17 protein-coding genes and 2 tRNA genes are annotated in these 20,283 nt (G+C 50.3%); 1 reads left to right on the top strand and 18 read right to left on the bottom strand.

Annotation, left to right across the window (positions count from 1 at the left end):
* Nucleotides 1-94: 94 nt before the first annotated feature.
* The 12 genes from truB to rlmE all read right to left on the bottom strand — a co-directional run bounded on the left by truB (nt 95) and on the right by rlmE (nt 12,083).
* On the bottom strand, nt 95-1,036 hold the full coding sequence (gene truB, locus ABEA14_RS01960; protein WP_345338126.1) for a tRNA pseudouridine(55) synthase TruB: 942 nt from the start codon (nt 1,034-1,036) through the stop codon (nt 95-97).
* Nucleotides 1,036-1,437, bottom strand: a complete 402-nt coding sequence (gene rbfA / locus ABEA14_RS01955) for a 30S ribosome-binding factor RbfA (RefSeq protein WP_345338125.1) — start codon at nt 1,435-1,437, stop codon at nt 1,036-1,038. Before rbfA ends, truB begins: the two co-directional genes overlap by 1 nt.
* A gap of 84 nt (nt 1,438-1,521) precedes the next feature.
* On the bottom strand, nt 1,522-4,197 hold the full coding sequence (gene infB / locus ABEA14_RS01950; RefSeq protein ID WP_345338124.1) for a translation initiation factor IF-2: 2,676 nt from the start codon (nt 4,195-4,197) through the stop codon (nt 1,522-1,524).
* Between the two features lie 26 nt (nt 4,198-4,223).
* Entirely contained in the window at nt 4,224-5,729 is a 1,506-nt protein-coding gene (gene nusA, locus ABEA14_RS01945) for a transcription termination factor NusA (RefSeq protein WP_345338123.1), read from the bottom strand.
* A gap of 28 nt (nt 5,730-5,757) precedes the next feature.
* Complete coding sequence (rimP, locus tag ABEA14_RS01940; protein WP_345338122.1) at nt 5,758-6,216, bottom strand: ribosome maturation factor RimP; 459 nt, start codon at nt 6,214-6,216, stop codon at nt 5,758-5,760.
* Between the two features lie 159 nt (nt 6,217-6,375).
* Nucleotides 6,376-6,452, bottom strand: a tRNA-Met gene (locus ABEA14_RS01935).
* A gap of 87 nt (nt 6,453-6,539) precedes the next feature.
* Nucleotides 6,540-6,625: transfer RNA gene (locus ABEA14_RS01930), tRNA-Leu, on the bottom strand.
* A 5-nt stretch (nt 6,626-6,630) separates the two neighbouring features.
* Nucleotides 6,631-6,975: a preprotein translocase subunit SecG gene (secG, locus tag ABEA14_RS01925; protein ID WP_345338121.1), complete on the bottom strand. Its 345-nt coding sequence runs from the start codon at nt 6,973-6,975 to the stop codon at nt 6,631-6,633.
* 126 nt (nt 6,976-7,101) lie between these two features.
* Nucleotides 7,102-8,445 carry a phosphoglucosamine mutase gene (gene glmM, locus ABEA14_RS01920; RefSeq protein WP_345338120.1) on the bottom strand — a complete coding sequence of 448 codons (1,344 nt, stop codon included), beginning with the start codon at nt 8,443-8,445 and terminating at the stop codon, nt 7,102-7,104.
* Nucleotides 8,446-9,282 (bottom strand): dihydropteroate synthase, encoded by an 837-nt coding sequence (gene folP, locus ABEA14_RS01915; protein WP_377776171.1) that lies wholly within the window; start codon nt 9,280-9,282, stop codon nt 8,446-8,448.
* Nucleotides 9,283-9,472: 190 nt separating this feature from the next.
* Complete coding sequence (gene ftsH / locus ABEA14_RS01910; protein ID WP_345338119.1) at nt 9,473-11,401, bottom strand: ATP-dependent zinc metalloprotease FtsH; 1,929 nt, start codon at nt 11,399-11,401, stop codon at nt 9,473-9,475.
* A gap of 52 nt (nt 11,402-11,453) precedes the next feature.
* Entirely contained in the window at nt 11,454-12,083 is a 630-nt protein-coding gene (rlmE, locus tag ABEA14_RS01905; RefSeq protein WP_345338118.1) for a 23S rRNA (uridine(2552)-2'-O)-methyltransferase RlmE, read from the bottom strand.
* 85 nt (nt 12,084-12,168) lie between these two features.
* Between rlmE and yhbY the strand changes: the two genes are divergently transcribed.
* Nucleotides 12,169-12,465 carry a ribosome assembly RNA-binding protein YhbY gene (gene yhbY, locus ABEA14_RS01900; protein WP_345338117.1) on the top strand — a complete coding sequence of 99 codons (297 nt, stop codon included), beginning with the start codon at nt 12,169-12,171 and terminating at the stop codon, nt 12,463-12,465.
* 131 nt (nt 12,466-12,596) lie between these two features.
* On the opposite strand, the gene greA is transcribed toward yhbY, so the two are convergent.
* From greA to ABEA14_RS01870, 6 genes are all read right to left on the bottom strand, one after another.
* A complete protein-coding gene (greA, locus tag ABEA14_RS01895; protein ID WP_345338116.1) occupies nt 12,597-13,073 on the bottom strand; it encodes a transcription elongation factor GreA in 477 nt (158 codons plus the stop codon).
* Entirely contained in the window at nt 13,073-16,297 is a 3,225-nt protein-coding gene (gene carB, locus ABEA14_RS01890; RefSeq protein WP_345338115.1) for a carbamoyl-phosphate synthase large subunit, read from the bottom strand. Before carB ends, greA begins: the two co-directional genes overlap by 1 nt.
* Nucleotides 16,298-16,320: 23 nt before the next feature.
* Nucleotides 16,321-17,460: a glutamine-hydrolyzing carbamoyl-phosphate synthase small subunit gene (carA, locus tag ABEA14_RS01885; protein WP_345338114.1), complete on the bottom strand. Its 1,140-nt coding sequence runs from the start codon at nt 17,458-17,460 to the stop codon at nt 16,321-16,323.
* Between the two features lie 218 nt (nt 17,461-17,678).
* The gene (dapB, locus tag ABEA14_RS01880) at nt 17,679-18,494 is read right to left on the bottom strand and encodes a 4-hydroxy-tetrahydrodipicolinate reductase (RefSeq protein WP_345338113.1); all 816 of its coding nucleotides are present in this window, start codon (nt 18,492-18,494) and stop codon (nt 17,679-17,681) included.
* Between the two features lie 105 nt (nt 18,495-18,599).
* Nucleotides 18,600-19,286, bottom strand: coding sequence for a hypothetical protein (locus ABEA14_RS01875; RefSeq protein WP_345338112.1), 687 nt, complete (start codon nt 19,284-19,286; stop codon nt 18,600-18,602).
* Nucleotides 19,287-19,292: 6 nt separating this feature from the next.
* Nucleotides 19,293-20,132, bottom strand: a complete 840-nt coding sequence (locus tag ABEA14_RS01870; protein ID WP_345338111.1) for a hypothetical protein — start codon at nt 20,130-20,132, stop codon at nt 19,293-19,295.
* Nucleotides 20,133-20,283: the final 151 nt, after the last annotated feature.

The raw sequence follows: 20,283 nt of genomic DNA, 5'->3' as shown, positions 1-20,283 counted from the left end.
TTAGATAAGGTTGCCACCAATCACTAATTCAGTGGCAACAGAGGGCGCGTATTCTACATACGCACCCAAGTAAGTGCAACCTGCTTATACGAGCTTAGCAGTTTGGGTTTTGGATCAGTCTCTTCGGCGCAACACGACCTTCGTCATCGACCTCGCCTAAACCAACAAATTTGCGCTCTTCGCCAACAAACACCCTGACTAACCCTTCACCGGGGATTGGGAACACCTGTACAGGTTGGCCATTAAGCAGATAACCAGCAACTTCAGGATCCAATACCACTTCGGGTAGGTCTGCGACAGGACTGTCAGCAGCCAGCAGCAAAGGGTCAAGCAGCTCCTTGGGCTCTATTTCGCTTTCGCGGGCTTGCTCCAACAACGACTCCAACTGCTCCAACGTCACCATGCGATCATAGGGGTAATCCCTTACACCAATGCGGCGCAGCATGGTCACATGAGCGCCACAGCCGAGTAGCTCACCCAAATCGTCAACTAATGAACGAATATAGGTTCCTTTAGAACAGTGCACCTCGAGGGTGACTTCGTCACCTTCAAACGCCAAAAGCTTGAGCTCAAAGATGGTGATAGGACGAGCAGGTCGCTCAATCTCAATGCCCTGGCGCGCATACCAATAGAGCGGTTTACCCTCATGCTTTAATGCAGAATACATGGAGGGAACTTGATTAATGTCGCCGCGAAACGGCTCTAGCGCCTGCGTAAGCTGGTCAAGGCTAACATCGACTGGACGTTCAGAAACCACTTCACCATCAGCATCAGACGTCGTTGTGCGTACACCCAATTTTGCGATCACTTGATAACGCTTATCTGAGTCGAGCAAAAATTGACTGAATTTCGTCGACTCACCCAAGCAAATAGGCAGCATGCCGGTAGCCAAAGGATCCAACGCCCCCGTGTGCCCAGCTTTCTGAGCAAAATAGATACGCTTTACTTTCTGCAATGCGCTGTTTGATGAGATCCCCTCTGGCTTATCCAGAAGTAATACGCCATCAACGGCGCGGCCACGTGTGCGTCGCGCCATTATTTCTCGCTCTCTTCGCTTTCGTTATCTTCATCAACGTGGCGGCGTTTATCTTCAGCAACCGCCTGAGTCGCCAGGTTCGAAAGGCGCATACCTTCAACCAAGGAGCTATCAAACTGGAACCGCACTTCTGGGGTCACTCGCAGTTTGACCGCGCTGCCCAGCAACATACGGATCATCTTTTTGTGCTCTTCCAGCGCTTCCATCGCGGCGTCGACCTTTTCCTGCTCATCAAACAAGAAGGTGACAAACACTTTGGCATACGCCAGATCACGAGACATCTCAACATCAGACACGGTTACCATGCCCAGCCTGTCGTCGCGGATCTCTCGCTGCAAAATAATGGCAATGGCCTGCTGAACCTGCTGACCAACACGAAAAACGCGGTTTGAATTCGCCATAATTATTGAAGCCTCTTAATACAAATGGGTTGGAGACAAACGTCCCCAACCCATTTCAATACAACACTTGGAAAACGTGCCAAATTACAGGGTACGTTTAACCTCAACCGTCTCGAATACTTCGATCTGGTCTCCGATCTTAACGTCATTGTAGTTCTTCACACCGATACCACACTCGATACCGTTACGAACTTCTTGAACGTCGTCTTTAAAGCGGCGCAGTGACTCCAGTTCACCTTCATAGATAACCACGTTTTCACGGAGAACACGGATAGGCGCGCTACGCTTAACGATACCTTCGGTCACCATACAGCCGGCAATTGCACCGATCTTCGGTGACTTAAATACGTCACGAACTTCAGCCAGACCGATGATTTCCTGTTTGAACTCAGGCTTAAGCATACCGCTCATCGCCTGCTTCACTTCGTCGATCAGGTCATAAATAACGCTGTAGTAGCGCAGGTCGATGCTTTCTGCATCAACAATACGGCGTGCCGTTGCATCAGCACGTACGTTGAAGCCAACCACAATCGCATTAGATGCGGCTGCGAGCGTTACATCAGTCTCAGTAATACCACCAACACCACTACCAACGATCTTAACCTTCACTTCGTCGGTAGACAGCTTAGTCAGGGAGTCTGCAATCGCTTCCAGTGAACCCTGTACGTCGGCTTTCATTACCACGTTCAGTTCAGATACATCACCCTCAGCCATGTTTGCAAACATGTTTTCGAGCTTAGCTTTCTGCTGACGCGCCAGTTTGATATCGCGGAACTTACCTTGACGGTAAAGTGCCACTTCACGGGCTTTCTTCTCGTCTTTAACAGCAGTCGCTTCGTCACCGGCAGATGGCACACCACTCAAACCCTGAATCTCTACAGGAATTGATGGGCCAGCTTCCTGAACCGAACGGCCCAGTTCGTCTTTCATCGCACGAACGCGACCATACTCAAGACCACACAGAATGATGTCGCCCTGACGCAGCGTACCCTGCTGAACCAAGATAGAAGCGATAGAACCACGGCCTTTATCCAAACGTGATTCGATCACGATACCGCTGGCAAGACCATCAGGCGTCGCTTTCAGTTCAAGTACTTCAGACACCAGCAGGATAGCTTCCAGCAGGTCATCGATACCTTCACCAGACTTAGCCGATACGTGTACAAACTGTACATCACCGCCCCAGTCTTCTGGGATCACGTCCTGTTGTGCCAATTCGTTCTTAACACGATCCGGATCAGCTTCTGGCTTATCGATCTTGTTAACAGCAACAACAATCGGAACCTCAGCAGCACGGGCGTGCTGAATCGCTTCCTTAGTCTGAGGCATTACGCCGTCATCTGCTGCCACAACCAGAACAACGATATCGGTAGACTTGGCACCACGGGCACGCATTGAAGTAAATGCGGCGTGACCTGGAGTATCCAGGAAAGTCACCATGCCGTTATCAGTTTCTACGTGATATGCACCAATGTGCTGGGTAATACCACCGGCTTCACCATCGGCAACTTTTGCGTTACGGATATAATCAAGCAGTGATGTTTTACCGTGGTCAACGTGACCCATGATGGTCACTACCGGCGCACGTGTAATCAGTTCACCTTCACCTGAAGCGGCAGCCATTACCTGTGCTTCAAGTTCGTTCTCTTTAACCAAAACCGCTTTATGGCCCATCTCTTCACAAACGAGTGCCGCAGTTTCCTGATCGATCACCTGGTTGATGGTCGCCATGGCGCCCATCTTGAACATCACCTTAACAACTTCCGCACCTTTAACCGCCATCTTGTTGGCCAGTTCGGCAACAGTAATTGCTTCACCAATGCGTACTTCACGCTCTACTGGCGCTGCAGGCTTGGTAAAGCCATGTTGCAATGCAGAAGGTGCAGGTGCGTTGCGAGCGCCTTTACGGCCACGACCACCGCGAGGTGCCGCATCAGCCTGGTCGTTACGCTTTTTCTTCTTGCGACGACGGCTACGGTTTTCAGCCTGTTCGTCCTGCTTATCTTCAGCTTCCTGCGCATAACGGTTTGAGTGAAGATGCACATCTTCTTTCTCTTTTGCCTTACGCGCTTCTTCTTCTTTCTTCCAACGCTCGGCATTCTCTTCAGCCAGGCGTTTAGCTTCTTCGGCTTTCGCTTCAGCTTCAGCTTCCGCTTTACGGCGCAGTTCTTCTTCCTGCTTAGCCTTCAACTCATCAGCTTCTTTGCGTGCAGCTTCATCGGCGGCGATTTGCTCTGGCGTCTTATTCGCTTCTTCTTCCGCCCTGCGCTTAGCTTCTTCAGCCTTGCGCTTAGCGTCAGCTTCTTTACGCTTCGCTTCTTCTTCCTTACGCTTGGCTTCTTCTTCGGCCTTACGCGCTGCTTCTGCAGCTTTTTGCTTGGCTTCTTCTTCCGCTTTACGTGCAGCCTCTTCCGCAGCTTTCTGTTCTGCTTCGATACGTGCCTGCTCTTCTACTGCACTGCGCTTCACGTAGGTGCGCTTCTTACGCACTTCAACCTGAACTGCCTTAGATTTACCGCCACCAGCGCCACCAGGGACACTCAGCGTTGACTTGGTCGTACGACGCAGCGTCATTCGCTTAGGCTCGCTGCTATCGCCACCGTGCTGTTTATGAAGGTGATCAAGCAGCTTCGCTTTCTCATCTTCACTTACAACGTCATTTTCTTTCTTAACCATGCCCGCATCAGCCAATTGCTGAAGCAAGCGGTCAACTGGCGTGTTGATCTCACTGGCAAGTTTATTAACCGTGACTTCTGCCATTACCTTCACTACCTCCGTTGCACCGCTTAGTCGGCGTTTTCTTCACCAAACCAACAGATATTTCTTGCGGCCATAATCAGCTCACCTGCGCGCTCGGCATTCAAACCTTCGATGCCCACCAAGTCGTCAGTACCCTGTTCTGCGAGGTCTTCCAGGGTGCGAACGCCTTTGCTGGCTAGCACGTAAGCCATATGGCTCTCCATCCCGTCCAGATTGAGCAAGTCTTCTGCAGGCTCAGCTCCTTCCAGGCTCTCTTCGTTGGCTAGTGCTTGCGTGGTTAGTGCATCCTTGGCACGGGTACGCAACTCTTCCACCAACTCTTCGTCCAGACCTTCAATATCTAACAATTCAGATTCTGGTACATAGGCGATCTCTTCCAGAGTACTAAAGCCTTCGTCAGCAAGAACGCCAGCGAACTCTTCATCAATTCCGAGACCGTTTACGAATAATTCGACAACAGAAGCAGCTTCTTCCTTATGCTTCTCATCCATCGCTTCCTGAGTCATTACATTCAGCTCCCAGCCCGTAAGTTGGCTAGCCAAACGAATGTTTTGACCATTTCGGCCGATAGCTTGGGCCAGATTGCCCTCTTCTACCGCTACGTCCATGGTGTGTTTATCTTCATCAACGATGATTGACGCCACATCGGCAGGAGCCATGGCGTTAATGACATACTGAGCAACGTTATCGTCCCAAAGTACGATATCCACACGCTCACCGCCCAGTTCACCGGATACAGCCTGAACTCGGCTACCACGCATACCTACGCAAGCGCCAACAGGGTCGATACGACGGTCATTGGTCTTTACTGCGATCTTAGCGCGTGAGCCTGGATCGCGAGCAGCCGACATAATCTCGATCATCTCTTCGCCAATCTCTGGCACTTCGATGCGGAATAGTTCGATCAGCATTTCAGGACGACTACGTGTCAGGAACAACTGTGCACCGCGAGCCTCTGGGCGAACAGAGAACAGCAAGGCACGGACACGGTCACCAGGACGGAATGACTCGCGAGGCAGCATCTCTTCGCGATAAAGCACTGCTTCTGCGTTGTTGCCCAGATCGATGATGACACTGTCGCGGTTAACTTTCTTAACCACACCGGTAACCAGCTCACCTTCCTGATCAGCAAACTGCTCAACAACTTGTGCACGCTCGGCTTCGCGAACTTTCTGAACAATTACTTGTTTAGCAGTCTGGGTCGTAATACGGTCAAATTGAATTGACTCAATCTGCTCTTCTACGTAATCACCGGCTTTTATTTCTGGCTCATCAACCTGCGCAGCAGCCAAGGTAATTTCCGCATAAGGGTTCTCAAGACCGCTATCGGTCTCTTCAACCACCATCCAGCGGCGGAAGGTGTCGTAGTGACCACTCTTACGGTCAATTTCTACGCGAACTTCGATATCACCTTCGTACTTTTTCTTGGTTGCGGTGGCCAGCGCAATTTCCAGCGCCTCGAAGATCTTTTCCCGTGGTACAGCTTTTTCGTTGGATACCGCGTCAACGACCAGCAAGATCTCTTTGTTCATCTCGAATGCCTCGTTTCGCCTTGTCCCATCAATCAAAGACAGGGACAATATTGCCTTTTCGTACGTTATTAAATGCGATCAATGTTTCTTCGCCATCTACGTCTAATTGCAACGTATCGCCATTAACCGCCTGCAAAGCGCCTTTAAATTTGCGCCGCCCATTAATAGGCAACACAGTCTGTAAACTTACTAATTGACCTACCGCTTCTTCATAGTGCGGCAACTTAAATAGAGGGCGGTCCATTCCTGGAGAGGAAACTTCCAGATTGTATTCACCCGCAATCGGATCTTCGACATCCAAAACCGCACTTACCTGGCGGCTAACCTCAGCGCAATCATCTACTGTGATACCGTTTTCATGGTCAATGTAGAGACGCAGAACTGATTGACGTCCAGCACGGACTAGCTCCAGACCAAGCAACTCAAGGCCTGTCGCTTCCACGGCGGGCTCCAGCATAATGGTCAGTTGCGTTTCGAGCTTTGCCAAAAGCATTTCTCCAAAAATAAAAAAAGGGCTTAACGCCCTCGCTGATACAACCTGCAATAAGCTGACAGAGGTGCAGATAACAAAAAGCCCCGTGCCAAACTGCGGGGCTTAAAGTGCTACCCTCTGTGCGCCTCGGGCGCTTACCTCATAGAGGTAAAGTGGTTGCGGGGGCCGGATTTGAACCGACGACCTTCGGGTTATGAGCCCGACGAGCTACCAGACTGCTCCACCCCGCGCCAACAAGGTCTGAATTATATTCAGCTGCCTCCAATGAGGCAAGTGGGTAAACAAAAGGCCGACATAAGTCAGCCTCTTATTGAAATTGGTGCCGAGAGCGGGACTTGAACCCGCACGTCCATAGGACACTACCCCCTCAAGATAGCGTGTCTACCAATTCCACCACCTCGGCAAAAATTAGTTTGGAATATCGTCCTTGGCGTCTTCCGGCGCAGCTGGCGCTGCCGGTACAACCGTTTCCTCTGCAACAGGAACGTCACCCAAGTTATTCCACTCATCCTCTTTCTTAACTGCGTTTGCAGTCAGATTGCCCAGCAGAAGGCTGAGGATGAAAAAAGAAGTGGCCAAGACTGCTGTGGTACGAGTCAAGAAATTACCTGAACCAGACGCACCAAAAAGCGTACCGGATGAACCAGCACCAAATGACGCACCCATGTCTGCACCTTTACCACGCTGAATCAACACCAAGCCGATAAGAGCCAGTGCAACCAACAGATACAGAACTAATAGAACCTCGTACATGCGAATCTTCCCGAATTGCGGCTTAACCGCGTTCCTAAATAGCCACCTCATTTTGAGGCGGGCGAGATATTAACTAAAGCGGCCCTTTGTTACAAGGGCCGCTTTAATAAAAATGCAGTTAACTGGTCAAGCTTTGACCGAAGCTTCCACTTGATCAGCAATTTTCCGAGCGCAACGCTCTACCTGGGCTGCATCCTCTCCCTCAACCATCACTCTAATCAAGGGTTCAGTACCAGATTTGCGGAGCAGAACACGTCCTTTATTGCCTAGTTCGGATTCAACTTCCTCTACCGCGGTTTGTACTGCATCTGCGGAGAGTGGGTCTGCACCTTGCGGATATCTCACATTAATCAGCAGCTGAGGATACTTTTTCATTCCCTGACGCAGTTGCTTCATATTCATATGAGAGTTCTGCATCGCAGTCAGTACACGCAGCGCAGCAACAATGCCGTCGCCAGTGGTGGTATGAGCCAGGTTGATGATATGACCAGAACCTTCACCACCAATGCTCCAACCTTTTTCCAGCAGTGCTTCCATTACATAGCGGTCACCGACCTTAGCGCGCACAAATGGAACGCCCAGCTCACGCAGGGCTACTTCCATGCCCAGATTACTCATCAGGGTACCGACAACACCGCCTTTGAGAACACCGCGACGGAGCTCATCACGGGCAATGATGAACACCAGTTCATCACCATCAACAACAACACCATCGTGGTCTACCATCATCACGCGGTCGCCATCGCCGTCGAAGGCAATACCCAGATCGGCTTTATGCTCAACCACCGCTTTACTGATGGCATCCATAGCTGTCGCACCACAGCCTTCATTGATGTTGACACCATCAGGGCTGATGCCCATAGGGATAACTTCCGCGCCCAGTTCGGCAAATACTTTTGGTGCTATGTGATAAGTTGCCCCGTTGGCGCAGTCCACCACTATCTTCATACCAACCAGCGACATGCCTGACGGGAAGTTGCTCTTACAAAACTCAATATAGCGGCCAGCCGCATCGTCGATACGTACCGCTTTACCTAACTTTTCACAGTCTACGCAGGTCAGCGGTTTATCCAGTTCAGCTTCGATAGCCAGTTCAAGATCGTCGTCCAGCTTGGTGCCATCCGCAGAAAAGAACTTAATACCATTGTCATAAAACGGATTATGAGACGCGCTTAGTACAATCCCTGCTTCAGCACGGAAGGTGCGAGAAAGATAGGCAATAGCCGGTGTTGGCATTGGGCCAGTAAATGCGGCTTTTAGGCCCGCAGCAGCCAGGCCAGCTTCAATGGCTGACTCAAGCATATAGTTTGAAATACGAGTATCTTTGCCGATCAACACCGTACGGCTACCCTGTTTCGACAGAACCTTACCGGCAGCCCAACCCAGCTTTAAAAAGAACTCTGGTGTAATAGGGAAGTCCCCTACACGACCACGGACACCATCCGTCCCAAAGTATTTGCGCTCGCTCACCTATGCGGTCTCCTTTAGCGTTGCGTTCACTATCTTCATTGCCTCAACCGTTTCACTTACGTCATGAACGCGAATAATGTGGCACCCTTTCATCGCAGCAACGACAGCACCAGCAATACTGCCAACAAGCCTCTCTTCAACGGGCTTATTGAGCACATGCCCAATCATGCTCTTGCGAGATAATCCGACAAGAATTGGGCGATCAAGTTCATGGAAATGATCAAGGCGATTAAGTAGTTGGTAATTATGGTCCGGTGTTTTGCCAAAGCCAAAACCTGGATCAATCAATATTCGACTTCTTTCGATTCCCGCATTTACACACGCATCGATTCTGTCTTCAAAGAAATGCCGAACTTCACTGACTACATCGTCATATTGGGGGGCCGTTTGCATGGTTCGTGGCTCACCCTGCATATGCATCAGGCAAACAGGAACCTTGCAGTTAGCCAAAACGTCGATAGCACCGGGGGCGGTTAGCGCTTTTACATCATTGATAAGATCCGCGCCGACACGAATACCTTCAGCCATAACCTCAGATTTACAGGTATCGAGTGACACCAACACGTCGAGATTGGCTTTTATCTTTTCTATGACAGGTATTACCCGTTCAAGCTCTTCCTCTGCGGAAACAGCTTTAGCGCCAGGCCGCGTTGATTCACCACCCACATCGACAAATGTTGCACCAGCCTGAGCCATCGCCTCAGCCTGTTTTAAGGCCGCATCAATGTGATTGAATCGCCCACCATCCGAAAAAGAGTCCGGCGTAACATTTAAAATGCCCATCACCTGAGGCGTTTTGAGAACTAAACAGCGATCAGAAAACTTAATTCGGTACAAATTGTAATCTCTCGTTTGTTTTGGCCACTGTGCTCCTAACGCGGCAAAGCTCACCCCGCGTTAGCGTAGCGGCGTACGACCGCCATGGATGGCGGAAATGTCGAAAACGCATGGAGCAGTTTTCGACCATACTTCCTGTATATAAAAACGCCCTGCATTAGCAGGGCGTTAATCATGATATTACACCAATTTACTTGGCTGTTGCATCGTCCGGTGTCGCAGAAGGAGGCGCTGAAGGCGTATCACCCGTCGCAGCCGCACTGCCTTTATCCGAATCATCCGAACTACTGTTGTCTGTCCAGTCTGCAGGCTCCCGCACTTCACGACGCGCCATTAGGTCATCAATCTGCTTAGCATCGATGGTTTCATACTTCATCAACGCATCTTTCATCGCATGCAGAATATCCATATTGTCGTTCAAGATATCCTTGGAGCGATTGTAGTTGCGGTCGATGACACGCTTGATCTCTTCGTCGATAGCACGAGCGGTCTCATCGGACATATGCTTGGCTTTAGCAACACTGCGCCCCAAGAACACTTCGCCATCTTCCTCAGCGTAAAGCAACGGCCCCATCTTTTCAGACAAGCCCCACTGAGTGACCATCTTACGCGCAATGTCCGTTGCACGTTCAATGTCGTTGGAGGCTCCCGTCGTCACTTTTTCTGCGCCGTAGATTACTTCTTCAGCGAGACGACCACCAAACAAGCTGGAGATCATACTTTCGAGGTGTTCTTTACTGTGGCTGACGCGATCTTGCTCTGGCAGATACATGGTCACACCCAACGCGCGACCACGAGGAATGATACTTACCTTATAAACAGGATCGTGCTCTGGTACCAAGCGTCCGACGATCGCGTGTCCGGCTTCGTGATAAGCCGTCATCGCTTTTTCTTCCTCGCTCATCACCATGGACTTACGCTCTGTACCCATCATGATCTTGTCTTTGGCTTTCTCAAAGTCTTCCATTGAGACTAGGCGCTTATCACCACGAGCAGCGAACAGTGCCGCTTCGTTGACCAGATTGGCCAAATCAGCACCTGAGAAGCCAGGCGTGCCACGCGCGATGACTGATGGCTCAACACCTTCAGCTAAAGGCACTTTGCGCATATGTACTTTTAGGATCTGTTCACGACCACGAACATCCGGTAGGCCAACGACCACCTGACGGTCAAAACGACCTGGACGCAACAGCGCTGGGTCCAGTACGTCTGGACGGTTGGTTGCCGCAATCACGATGATACCCTCGTGACCTTCGAAACCGTCCATCTCAACCAGCATCTGGTTCAGGGTTTGTTCACGTTCATCGTGACCGCCACCCAGGCCGGCACCACGTTGGCGACCAACGGCATCAATTTCGTCGATAAATACGATACAAGGCGCTGCTTTTTTCGCTTGCTCGAACATGTCACGGACTCGAGATGCACCCACACCCACGAACATTTCAACGAAGTCTGAACCGGAAATAGTAAAGAACGGAACTTTGGCTTCACCGGCAATCGCTTTCGCCAACAAGGTTTTACCTGTACCTGGAGGGCCAACTAACAAAACGCCTTTAGGAATTTTGCCGCCAAGCTTTTGGAACTTTGAAGGCTCACGCAGGTAATCAACCAGTTCGCTCACTTCCTCTTTTGCTTCGTCACACCCGGCAACGTCTGAGAAAGTGGCTTTGACCTGATCTTCGCTCATGAGGCGTGCTTTGGACTTACCGAACGACATGGCACCTTTGCCACCGCCGCCCTGCATCTGGCGCATAAAGAAGATCCAGACGCCAATCAAAAGCAACATTGGGAACCAAGAGATGAAGATCTGGGCTAAGAAGCTTTGTTGCTCTTCAGGAGTACCCACGACTTTAACGTTGGCTTTAAGCAGCTCGTTCATGAGCGCTTCATCGTACATAGGGATGATGGTTTCAAAGGTTTCATTACCCGTAGTACGACCGTTGATGGTCTTGCCATCAATTTCAACTTCGCGGATCTGACCATTGTTCACGCGTTCAATGAACTGGGTGTAGTCAATGGTTTTTCCCGCACTATCCTGTGTCGAAATCCCTTGTACTACGGACATCAGTACAACTGCAATGACCAGCCAAAGGATGAGATTTTTTGCCATATCGCTCAAGGTAGTTCTGCCTCTTCGCCGCAAATAAATAACTTAACTAAATGCTAGGGTACTACAGTTTGTATCCGCTAGCCACGATATACACTTCTCGCGAGCGAGCCCGCGAAGAATCGGGTTTTCGGGTCTTTACACTGGTGAATGCAGAACGTACATCCTGCAAAAATTGGTCGAACCCATCCCCCTGAAATACTTTGACCACAAAACGCCCCTGAGGTGCCAATACCTGATGACACATATCCAAAGCCAATTCCACCAGGTACATAGAACGTGATTGGTCAACGGTGCCGTTTCCGCTCATGTTGGGAGCCATATCAGACATCACCAAATCGACTTTAGCGTCTCCAACATACTCTAGCAGAGCGTTTAGCACAGACTCTTCACGAAAGTCGCCCTGCAAAAACGCCACGCCAGCGATAGGATCCATTGGCAAAATATCACAGGCAATGACTTTGCCGTTCTCGCCAACGAGTTCTGCCGCTAATTGCGACCAACCGCCAGGGGCTGCACCTAAGTCTACGACGGTATCACCTGAGCGGATTAACTTATCTTGCTGCTGGAGCTCTTCGAGTTTGAAAACGGCTCGGCTGCGCAGGCCGCGTTTTTGTGCTTCCTGAACGTATTTATCGTCAAAATGTTCCTTCATCCAGCGAGTGCTGCTGGCAGAACGCTTCTTTTTACTCATTTAATCAGTGATCACTGTTAGTCATTAGTCCATTAATGGAGGTAAACTATGCCGGTTTCAAGTAACTCAGCAAAAAAGAGCCGATATGCAACTGACCAATAAACAGAAACAGTACCTGAAAGCTGAAGCACACCCACTCAAGCCAGTGGTACTTTTAGGTGCAAACGGATTAACCGAAGGCGTTCTGGCAGAAATTGAAATCGCGCTCAATCACCACGAGCTGATCAAGGTAAAGCTGCCGGGCGATGACAGAGAGATGCGCCACGCCGTCGTGGACGCAATCGTTCGCGAAACACAGGCAATCAATGTACAGCTGATTGGTAAAACCGTGATCCTGTATCGTCCAAGTGACGACAAGAAAATCACACTGCCCAAGGCGTAGTCTTTAGCGCTAATACTAAACCGCTAATCGCCGCTCTTGCACATCCATGTGCCCGCGGCGTACCGTACATCCTGTACATAAACACAGAAAAGGCCGCAAATGCGGCCTTTTTTCATGTCAGCGGTTATCCGTTAGATATATTCCACTTCCATAATTTCGTACTCAACAGCACCCTGCGGAGTCTGCACCAGCGCAACGTCATCAACCTCTTTGCCGATAAATGCACGGGCAATCGGTGAATTAACGCTGATCAGGTTCTGTTTAAGATCGGCTTCGTCATCACCCACGATGCGGTAAGTAAACTCTTCATCAGTTTCCACGTTCAACACGTTAACCGTGGCACCGAAAATCACTTTACCGTTGTTCGCCATCTTGGTGACGTCAATCACCTGGGCATTGGAAAGCTTGGCTTCAATCTCTTGAATACGGCCTTCACAAAACCCTTGCTGCTCACGCGCTGCGTGATACTCGGCGTTTTCTTTAAGGTCACCGTGCTCACGCGCATCCGCGATCGCCGCAATGATCTTAGGACGACGCTCAGATTTGAGGTAATTCAGCTCCTCTCGGAGCTGTTCAGCTCCGAGGGATGTCATTGGTATTTTGTTCATTACTTTGCTGCTTTCTTGTGTAGCTCTTGTACCGAAGTCACCGTGGCACGGTCATCTGCAGTATGCGCAATACAGGTAGCAAACGCACCATTTAACGTGGTGGTGTAGTTTACCTGCTGACGCAATGCCGCACGACGAAGCTCTACCGAGTCTTTAATCGCCTGACGACCTTCGGTGGTGTTGATGATATAGCTATACTCGCCATTCTTCAGACGGTCAAGAATGTGTGGACGACCTTCGTGAACCTTGTTTACCAGGCGAGGGTTAATACCTGCTTCACCCAACACGACTGCTGTACCGTGAGTAGCATCCAGCTCGTAACCCAGTTCAATCAGCTTCTTGGCCAAGTCACCGACGCGTTTCTTATCGCTGTCGCGAACAGAAATCAGCGCACGACCCGCCTTACGCGGTGGGTTCTTGTTGGCACCCAGCTCAGCTTTAGCAAAGGCTTCAGCGAAGGTTTCACCTACACCCATTACCTCACCGGTTGAACGCATCTCTGGGCCGAGAATTGGGTCAACACCTGGGAACTTGTTAAACGGCAGAACCACTTCTTTCACAGAGTAGTACGGAGGAATCACTTCCTTGGTAACCCCCTGTTCTTCCAGAGACTGTCCCGCCATCACTCGTGCCGCCACTTTTGCCAGAGGAACACCGGTAGCTTTAGATACAAACGGAACCGTACGTGCTGCGCGCGGGTTAACTTCGATCAGGTAGATGTCATCTTCCTTCACCGCGAACTGAACGTTCATCAGGCCGATTACGCCCAGCTCAAGTGCCAGCTTGCGTACCTGTTCACGCATGCGGTCCTGAATTTGAGGGCTAAGGCTGTACGGAGGCAGTGAACAGCCAGAGTCACCCGAGTGAACACCGGCTTGTTCGATGTGCTCCATGATGCCGCCGATAACCACATCTTTACCATCACAGATAGCATCGATATCGATCTCAGTCGCGTCATCCAGGAAGCGGTCCAGCAATACTGGAGACTCGTTAGACACGCTTACCGCTTCGTTAAAGTAACGGCGCAGGTCCACTTCGTCGTAAACAATCTCCATGGCGCGACCACCCAATACGTATGAAGGGCGAACAACCAATGGATAAGTAATCTTCTCTGCCAGTGCCACCGCTTCTTCCAACGCGGTTACAGTCGCGTTTTCAGGCTGCTTGAGGCCAAGACGCTCGACCGCCTGCTGGAAACGCTCACGGTCTTCAGCACGGTCAATCGCATCTGGGCTGGTACCGATAATTGGTACACCTGCAGCTTCCAAAGCGCGCGCGAGTTTCAGTGGCGTTTGACCACCGTACTGAACAATCACGCCTTTTGGCTTTTCAACACGGACAATCTCAAGCACGTCTTCCAGAGTTACCGGCTCAAAGTAGAGACGGTCAGAGGTGTCGTAGTCAGTAGAAACGGTTTCCGGGTTACAGTTCACCATGATGGTTTCGTAACCGTCTTCACGCATCGCCAGTGCCGCGTGAACACAGCAGTAATCGAATTCGATGCCCTGACCAATACGGTTAGGACCGCCACCGATCACCATGATCTTGTCTTTGTCAGAAGGTGCAGCTTCACACTCTTCATCGTACGTTGAGTACATGTATGCAGTGTTGGTCGAAAACTCTGCCGCACAGGTATCTACACGCTTGTACACTGGGAAGATTTCGTGACGAGCACGCACTTTACGTACTTCCGCTTCAGAGACACCCAGCAGTGCTGCCAGACGCGCATCTGAGAAACCTTTGCGCTTCAGCTGATTCAGGAAATCAGCGTCCAGACCAGCCAGACCAGATTCTTTCACCTGCGCTTCCGCAAGTACCAGATCTTCAATCTGTACCAGGAACCAGCGGTCAATCATGGTCAGCTTAAACACGTCTTCTACGGTCAGGCCAGCACGGAATGCGTCAGCCACATACCAGATACGGTCTGCGCCAGCGTCTTGCAGTTCGTGACGGATCTTAGAGATCGCTTCGTTGTCGTTAAGGTCAACCACTGGGTCGAAACCGGTCGCACCTACTTCCAGACCGCGCAGAGCCTTCTGCATTGATTCCTGCTGGTTACGACCAATCGCCATTACCTCACCCACAGATTTCATCTGGGTGGTCAGGCGGTCGTTTGAACCGGCAAACTTCTCGAAGTTAAAGCGTGGGATCTTAGTAACGACATAGTCGATGGCAGGCTCGAAGCTTGCTGGTGTTTTACCACCCGTGATGTCGTTGAGCAGCTCATCCAAGGTGTAACCTACGGCCAGCTTGGCGGCTACTTTTGCGATCGGGAAGCCTGTCGCTTTAGATGCCAGCGCTGAAGAGCGGCTAACACGTGGGTTCATCTCAATGATAACCATGCGGCCATCATCAGGGTTCACACCGAACTGTACGTTTGAACCACCGGTCTCAACACCGATCTCACGCAGAACCGCCATCGAGGCGTTACGCATCAACTGATACTCTTTGTCAGTCAGCGTCTGTGCCGGCGCAACGGTGATAGAATCACCGGTGTGGATACCCATAGGGTCGAAGTTTTCAATAGAGCAGACGATGATGCAGTTGTCGTTTTTATCACGAACCACTTCCATCTCGTACTCTTTCCAACCGATCAGAGACTCATCGATCAGCAACTCGCTGGTTGGAGACAAGTCCAAACCGCGGGTACAAATCTCATCGAACTCTTCGACGTTGTATGCAATACCGCCACCGGTACCGCCCATGGTGAATGAAGGACGGATAATACATGGGAAGCCGATACGTGAGAGCACATCGTGCGCTTCGTCCATGGTGTGGGCAGTTTCAGCGCGAGGCGTCTCCAGGCCGATAGACTTCATCGCCTTATCAAAACGGTCACGGTCTTCCGCTTTATCGATCGCATCTGCGGTCGCACCGATCATTTCAACGCCGAACTTCTCAAGCACGCCTTCGCGTTCCAGCTCAAGTGCACAGTTCAGTGCCGTCTGACCACCCATCGTAGGCAAAACCGCATCCGGGCGCTCTTTTTCAATGATCTTGGCAACCACTTCCCAGTGAATTGGCTCAATGTAGATCGCATCAGCCATTTCAGGGTCGGTCATAATTGTGGCTGGATTCGAGTTTACCAAGATGACTCGGTAACCCTCTTCTCGCAGCGCTTTACAGGCTTGCGCGCCTGAGTAGTCAAATTCACAAGCCTGGCCGATTACGATCGGGCCAGCACCGAGAATCAATATGCTTTGTAAGTCTGTACGTTTTGGCATCGTCTACCCTTGCTGCAAATCTGTTACTTAGCTTTACGTTGTTCGATAAGTTCGATGAAGTGATCGAACAGCGGTGCCGCATCGTGCGGGCCTGGGCTGGCTTCAGGGTGACCCTGGAAGCTGAATGCAGGCTTATCAGTGCGATGAATACCCTGCAGCGAGCCATCAAACAGCGAGGTGTGCGTCGCACGTAAGGTATCAGGCAGCGTCGATTCGTCTGCCGCAAAACCGTGGTTCTGGCTGGTGATCATGACCGTGTTGTTGTCGTGATCTTTCACAGGGTGGTTAGCACCGTGGTGGCCGAACTTCATTTTTACGGTCTTGGCGCCACTGGCCAATGCCAGTAACTGGTGACCAAGGCAGATACCAAAGATTGGAATATCCGTGTCGAGGAACGACTTAATAGCGCTGATGGCGTAATCACAAGGCTCAGGGTCACCCGGGCCGTTAGAAAGGAAGATGCCATCTGGGTTCATCGCCAACACCTCTTCCGCCGAAGTTTGTGCTGGTACGACGGTCAGCTTACAGCCGCGGTCAACCAACATGCGCAGGATGTTGCGTTTAGCACCGAAGTCATAGGCGACAACGTGATGTGGCAGGCTGTCAGCCTCTGGTTGTGCGTGACCTTCACCCAGTGTCCAGCTACCCGCAGTCCAGTTGAACAGCTCTTTGGTAGTCACTTCTTTCGCCAGGTCCATGCCCTTCAGGCCAGGGAATGCCTCAGCAGCAGCTTTTGCGGCGACTTCATCAACATTGTCACCGGCTACGATACAACCGGCTTGAGCCCCCTTCTCACGAAGAATACGCGTCAGCTTACGGGTATCGATATCACAGATCCCCACCACATTATGGCGAGTCAGGTATTCGGAAAGCGTTTCTTCATTTCGGAAGTTGCTTGCCAGCAAAGGAAGGTCACGAATAACCAGACCGGTGGCCCAGATATTGGCAGATTCTTCGTCTTCACTGTTGGTACCGGTATTACCGATATGAGGATATGTCAGAGTGACAATTTGGCGGGCATAAGATGGGTCAGTCAGGATCTCCTGGTAACCAGTCATTGAAGTGTTAAAAACCACTTCACCGACCGATTGGCCATCAGCGCCTATGGAACGACCGCGAAAAACAGTGCCATCAGCGAGCACCAGTAGAGCGGGTTTATTCAAGACAACCTCCACACTTGGCAGCAAAAAGGGAGTAAAATCATGGATTTACTCCCAATCAACGCGTCTTTTAAGACTATAAATATTCGTCTTTACCGAAACTTTGGCAAATTCCGCGCATTCTATTACAAACCTATATTGACGTCCATCACAGATTTGGAATTTTACAATTTTTTAACTTTATCAACGAACTTTGCTACGAAACGGCTAAAAGCAGTGCTTTAATCCTTCAATCCGAGCACATCTTGCATATCAAAAAATCCAGACTGCTTATTTTTGATCCAAGCGGCCGCTCGAACGGCACCATTGGCAAATGTCATTCGACTTGACGCCTTGTGAGTTATCTCTACTCGCTCGCCGATATCAGCAAACATGGCGGTGTGTTCACCCACCAGATCGCCTGCACGAATAGTAGCAAAGCCGATGGTATCTCGCTCTCTTTCACCCGTGATCCCTTCGCGGCCATACACAGCCACCTTTTTCAGGTCACGGTTTAAGGTGTCTGCGATCACTTCGCCCATGCTCAGCGCGGTACCCGATGGCGCATCAACCTTATGACGATGGTGACCTTCAATGATTTCGATATCAGTGTAATCACCCATCACTCTCGCTGCGGTTTCGAGCAGTTTGAATACTAGATTCACACCCACACTGTAGTTTGAGGCCATCATAATGGCGCAGTGCTTGGCCGCTTCATCAATAGCCTGTTTTTCCTCATCAGAAAAACCGGTAGTACCAATCACGATCTGCTTACCGTGCGTTTTACACCATTCGATATTAGCCAGGGTTGCCACAGGTGCGGTGAAGTCGATCACCACATCAACCTGATCTTCTAACCCTTCCAAGCCAGCAGATACCGGGATATCCAATTTACCGACACCGGCAAGCTCACCCAGGTCAACGCCAATCAAGCTGCTTTCAGGGCGCTCGAAACCTGCCACCACTTCAACCAGCGGGCTTTCAAAAGCAGACGCAACAAGGTTTTTGCCCATGCGACCGGCACAGCCGGCGATGGCAACACGGATAGAATCGGACATGGAAGTACTCTAATTTGAATAGTTATGCAGTATGGGTGAGTACTATACAGGGAGAAGGGGGGATTGGCGATTTGAATTGGTGTTGGTCGCAATAATCACTCTCCTTTAATTGAGACAACTGCGAACATTTTGGCCACTGTGCTTGTGATAAACAACAACACTCTCCAGAACGCGTTTGTACATCTCTGTTGCTCGGTTCATCCAGAGGTAGTTTTCAGAGTTAGGGATCAAATCGATTCCAAAATGCAAGTAGTGGTTGTTACCTATCGCCAGCAAAAAATCTCTCATTGACCTCTTTCCAGAGTCCCCAGAAATCTTGTAAAAGATCCACCTACAACCACCTATGTCCTCTTGGCTAACCAAATTAGCTGATATGTGAAATGTCGAATGATTCATCCTCTTTCTTGCAAGCGCAATCAGATTCTCTGGAGTAAACAAACTGACACCATTTTCGGCATAATTGGACCGTAATCGGATCATTATGCGCATTGAACCATCAACCTTATTAAAGGAACCTCCACCAAAATCCCAATAAGCTTCAAACAGCTCCAACGTGGTCTCTTTGCCTGCAGCCCCGATAGCGGCCAGGTCAACGCTTTTTCGACCACGTGAAATAGGGAAGTCGACACTGCGACTTCCCGGCATGGCAAGCTGCAGTTGATGCGTGCCTAAATCAAACTGATGTTTAGTAAAAGGTTCATCCAGCGATGGCTCGCGGTAGCCAGTACAGGAAGTAAGAGAGAATAAAGCGAGGAGACTAAAGGCCAGCGCCAAAGTACTAGTACTGGCCATTAACTTTTAACCTTTTCTGCGATATGCCGCGATGCCGAATAGGCCTAGCATCGATAGCAGCATGGTTTGTGGAGCATCGACATCAGCGCCTTGCACGGAAACGACGCCGCCGTACCAGGTGGAGTAACTCTCTCTGAACTTGCTACCACAGCTAACATTGAACTCGTCTATCGGCGTACAAATTGATTCGTCATAGTAGGAGGATTCATAGATAGAGACATCTGCGCCATCGGCACTCCAAAGTAGCGCAAGCACTTCTTCAAAGGTGTACTCAACAACCTCGTCAGCACTGAAAATCTGCTTAAGGGTGATGTATGCATCCCACTGGTAACCGCCGTAGGAGTACTCTATGCCTTGATCTGTTTCTACCGAGTCACTGTGCGCAGACATTCCCCATGAAATCTGCAAGTTGATATAACCCGAATCGGTAATCTCGGGGTTAACATAATCGTCAAAATAGCTGACCTGCCCCAAGCTATCGCTGTTGTGTTGCATCGCATCCAAAAACGGATTGTTCTCTAATAGTACAGAGGAAAGTGGTGTAAAGGGCCGGTTAGCAATAGCGCCTCCACCAAACGAGCTGGATGAGCTGGTGTGGTTAGAATCAGCCCAATCGGCATAGAACTCTTCTTTATTCGAATAATCCCATGTTGGCGTTCCTATGCCTAATTCAGTAGAAAACTGCTCAAGGTCTTTTGAATAACCATCGTAGGTGTAATCAACGCCATCAAAACGCGAAATACTGATGTAGTCACCACCTTGCAGATCAAGTGAGATCTGAGCGGCGAGCAGTGAGGGGCTGACGGCAGATGCAAGCAGTGCCGTTCCAATAAGTAACTTTTTCATTTTTTTGCTCTTTCCTTGCCACAACAAAATTCGGCCGGAATAGCTCGCAGATTAAGAACAGGTGTTCATAAACTTTTCAGGAGGGAACTGGCTTCCAATCCAAGCGGGCTCATCCGTTAGTGCTGACTATTTTTCCATCAAGCCGTTACTA

This window comes from Corallincola platygyrae (genome assembly GCF_039544265.1).
GTDB classification, from domain to species: domain Bacteria; phylum Pseudomonadota; class Gammaproteobacteria; order Enterobacterales; family Neiellaceae; genus Corallincola; species Corallincola platygyrae.
The sequence above is the reverse complement of the archived record's forward strand: the minus strand, read 5'-3'. Positions and strand labels throughout refer to the sequence as shown.

Bases quoted from the DNA above. Each gene is read 5' to 3' on its own strand.
- greA (WP_345338116.1), bottom strand. From the start codon at position 13,073: ATGAACAAAATACCAATGACATCCCTCGGAGCTGAACAGCTCCGAGAG.
- yhbY (WP_345338117.1), top strand. From the start codon at position 12,169: ATGCAACTGACCAATAAACAGAAACAGTACCTGAAAGCTGAAGCACAC.
- dapB (WP_345338113.1), bottom strand. From the start codon at position 18,494: ATGTCCGATTCTATCCGTGTTGCCATCGCCGGCTGTGCCGGTCGCATG.
- rbfA (WP_345338125.1), bottom strand. From the start codon at position 1,437: ATGGCGAATTCAAACCGCGTTTTTCGTGTTGGTCAGCAGGTTCAGCAG.
- ABEA14_RS01875 (WP_345338112.1), bottom strand. From the start codon at position 19,286: ATGGCCAGTACTAGTACTTTGGCGCTGGCCTTTAGTCTCCTCGCTTTA.
- secG (WP_345338121.1), bottom strand. From the start codon at position 6,975: ATGTACGAGGTTCTATTAGTTCTGTATCTGTTGGTTGCACTGGCTCTT.
- ABEA14_RS01870 (WP_345338111.1), bottom strand. From the start codon at position 20,132: ATGAAAAAGTTACTTATTGGAACGGCACTGCTTGCATCTGCCGTCAGC.
- rlmE (WP_345338118.1), bottom strand. From the start codon at position 12,083: ATGAGTAAAAAGAAGCGTTCTGCCAGCAGCACTCGCTGGATGAAGGAA.
- infB (WP_345338124.1), bottom strand. From the start codon at position 4,197: ATGGCAGAAGTCACGGTTAATAAACTTGCCAGTGAGATCAACACGCCA.
- nusA (WP_345338123.1), bottom strand. From the start codon at position 5,729: ATGAACAAAGAGATCTTGCTGGTCGTTGACGCGGTATCCAACGAAAAA.
- truB (WP_345338126.1), bottom strand. From the start codon at position 1,036: ATGGCGCGACGCACACGTGGCCGCGCCGTTGATGGCGTATTACTTCTG.
- carB (WP_345338115.1), bottom strand. From the start codon at position 16,297: ATGCCAAAACGTACAGACTTACAAAGCATATTGATTCTCGGTGCTGGC.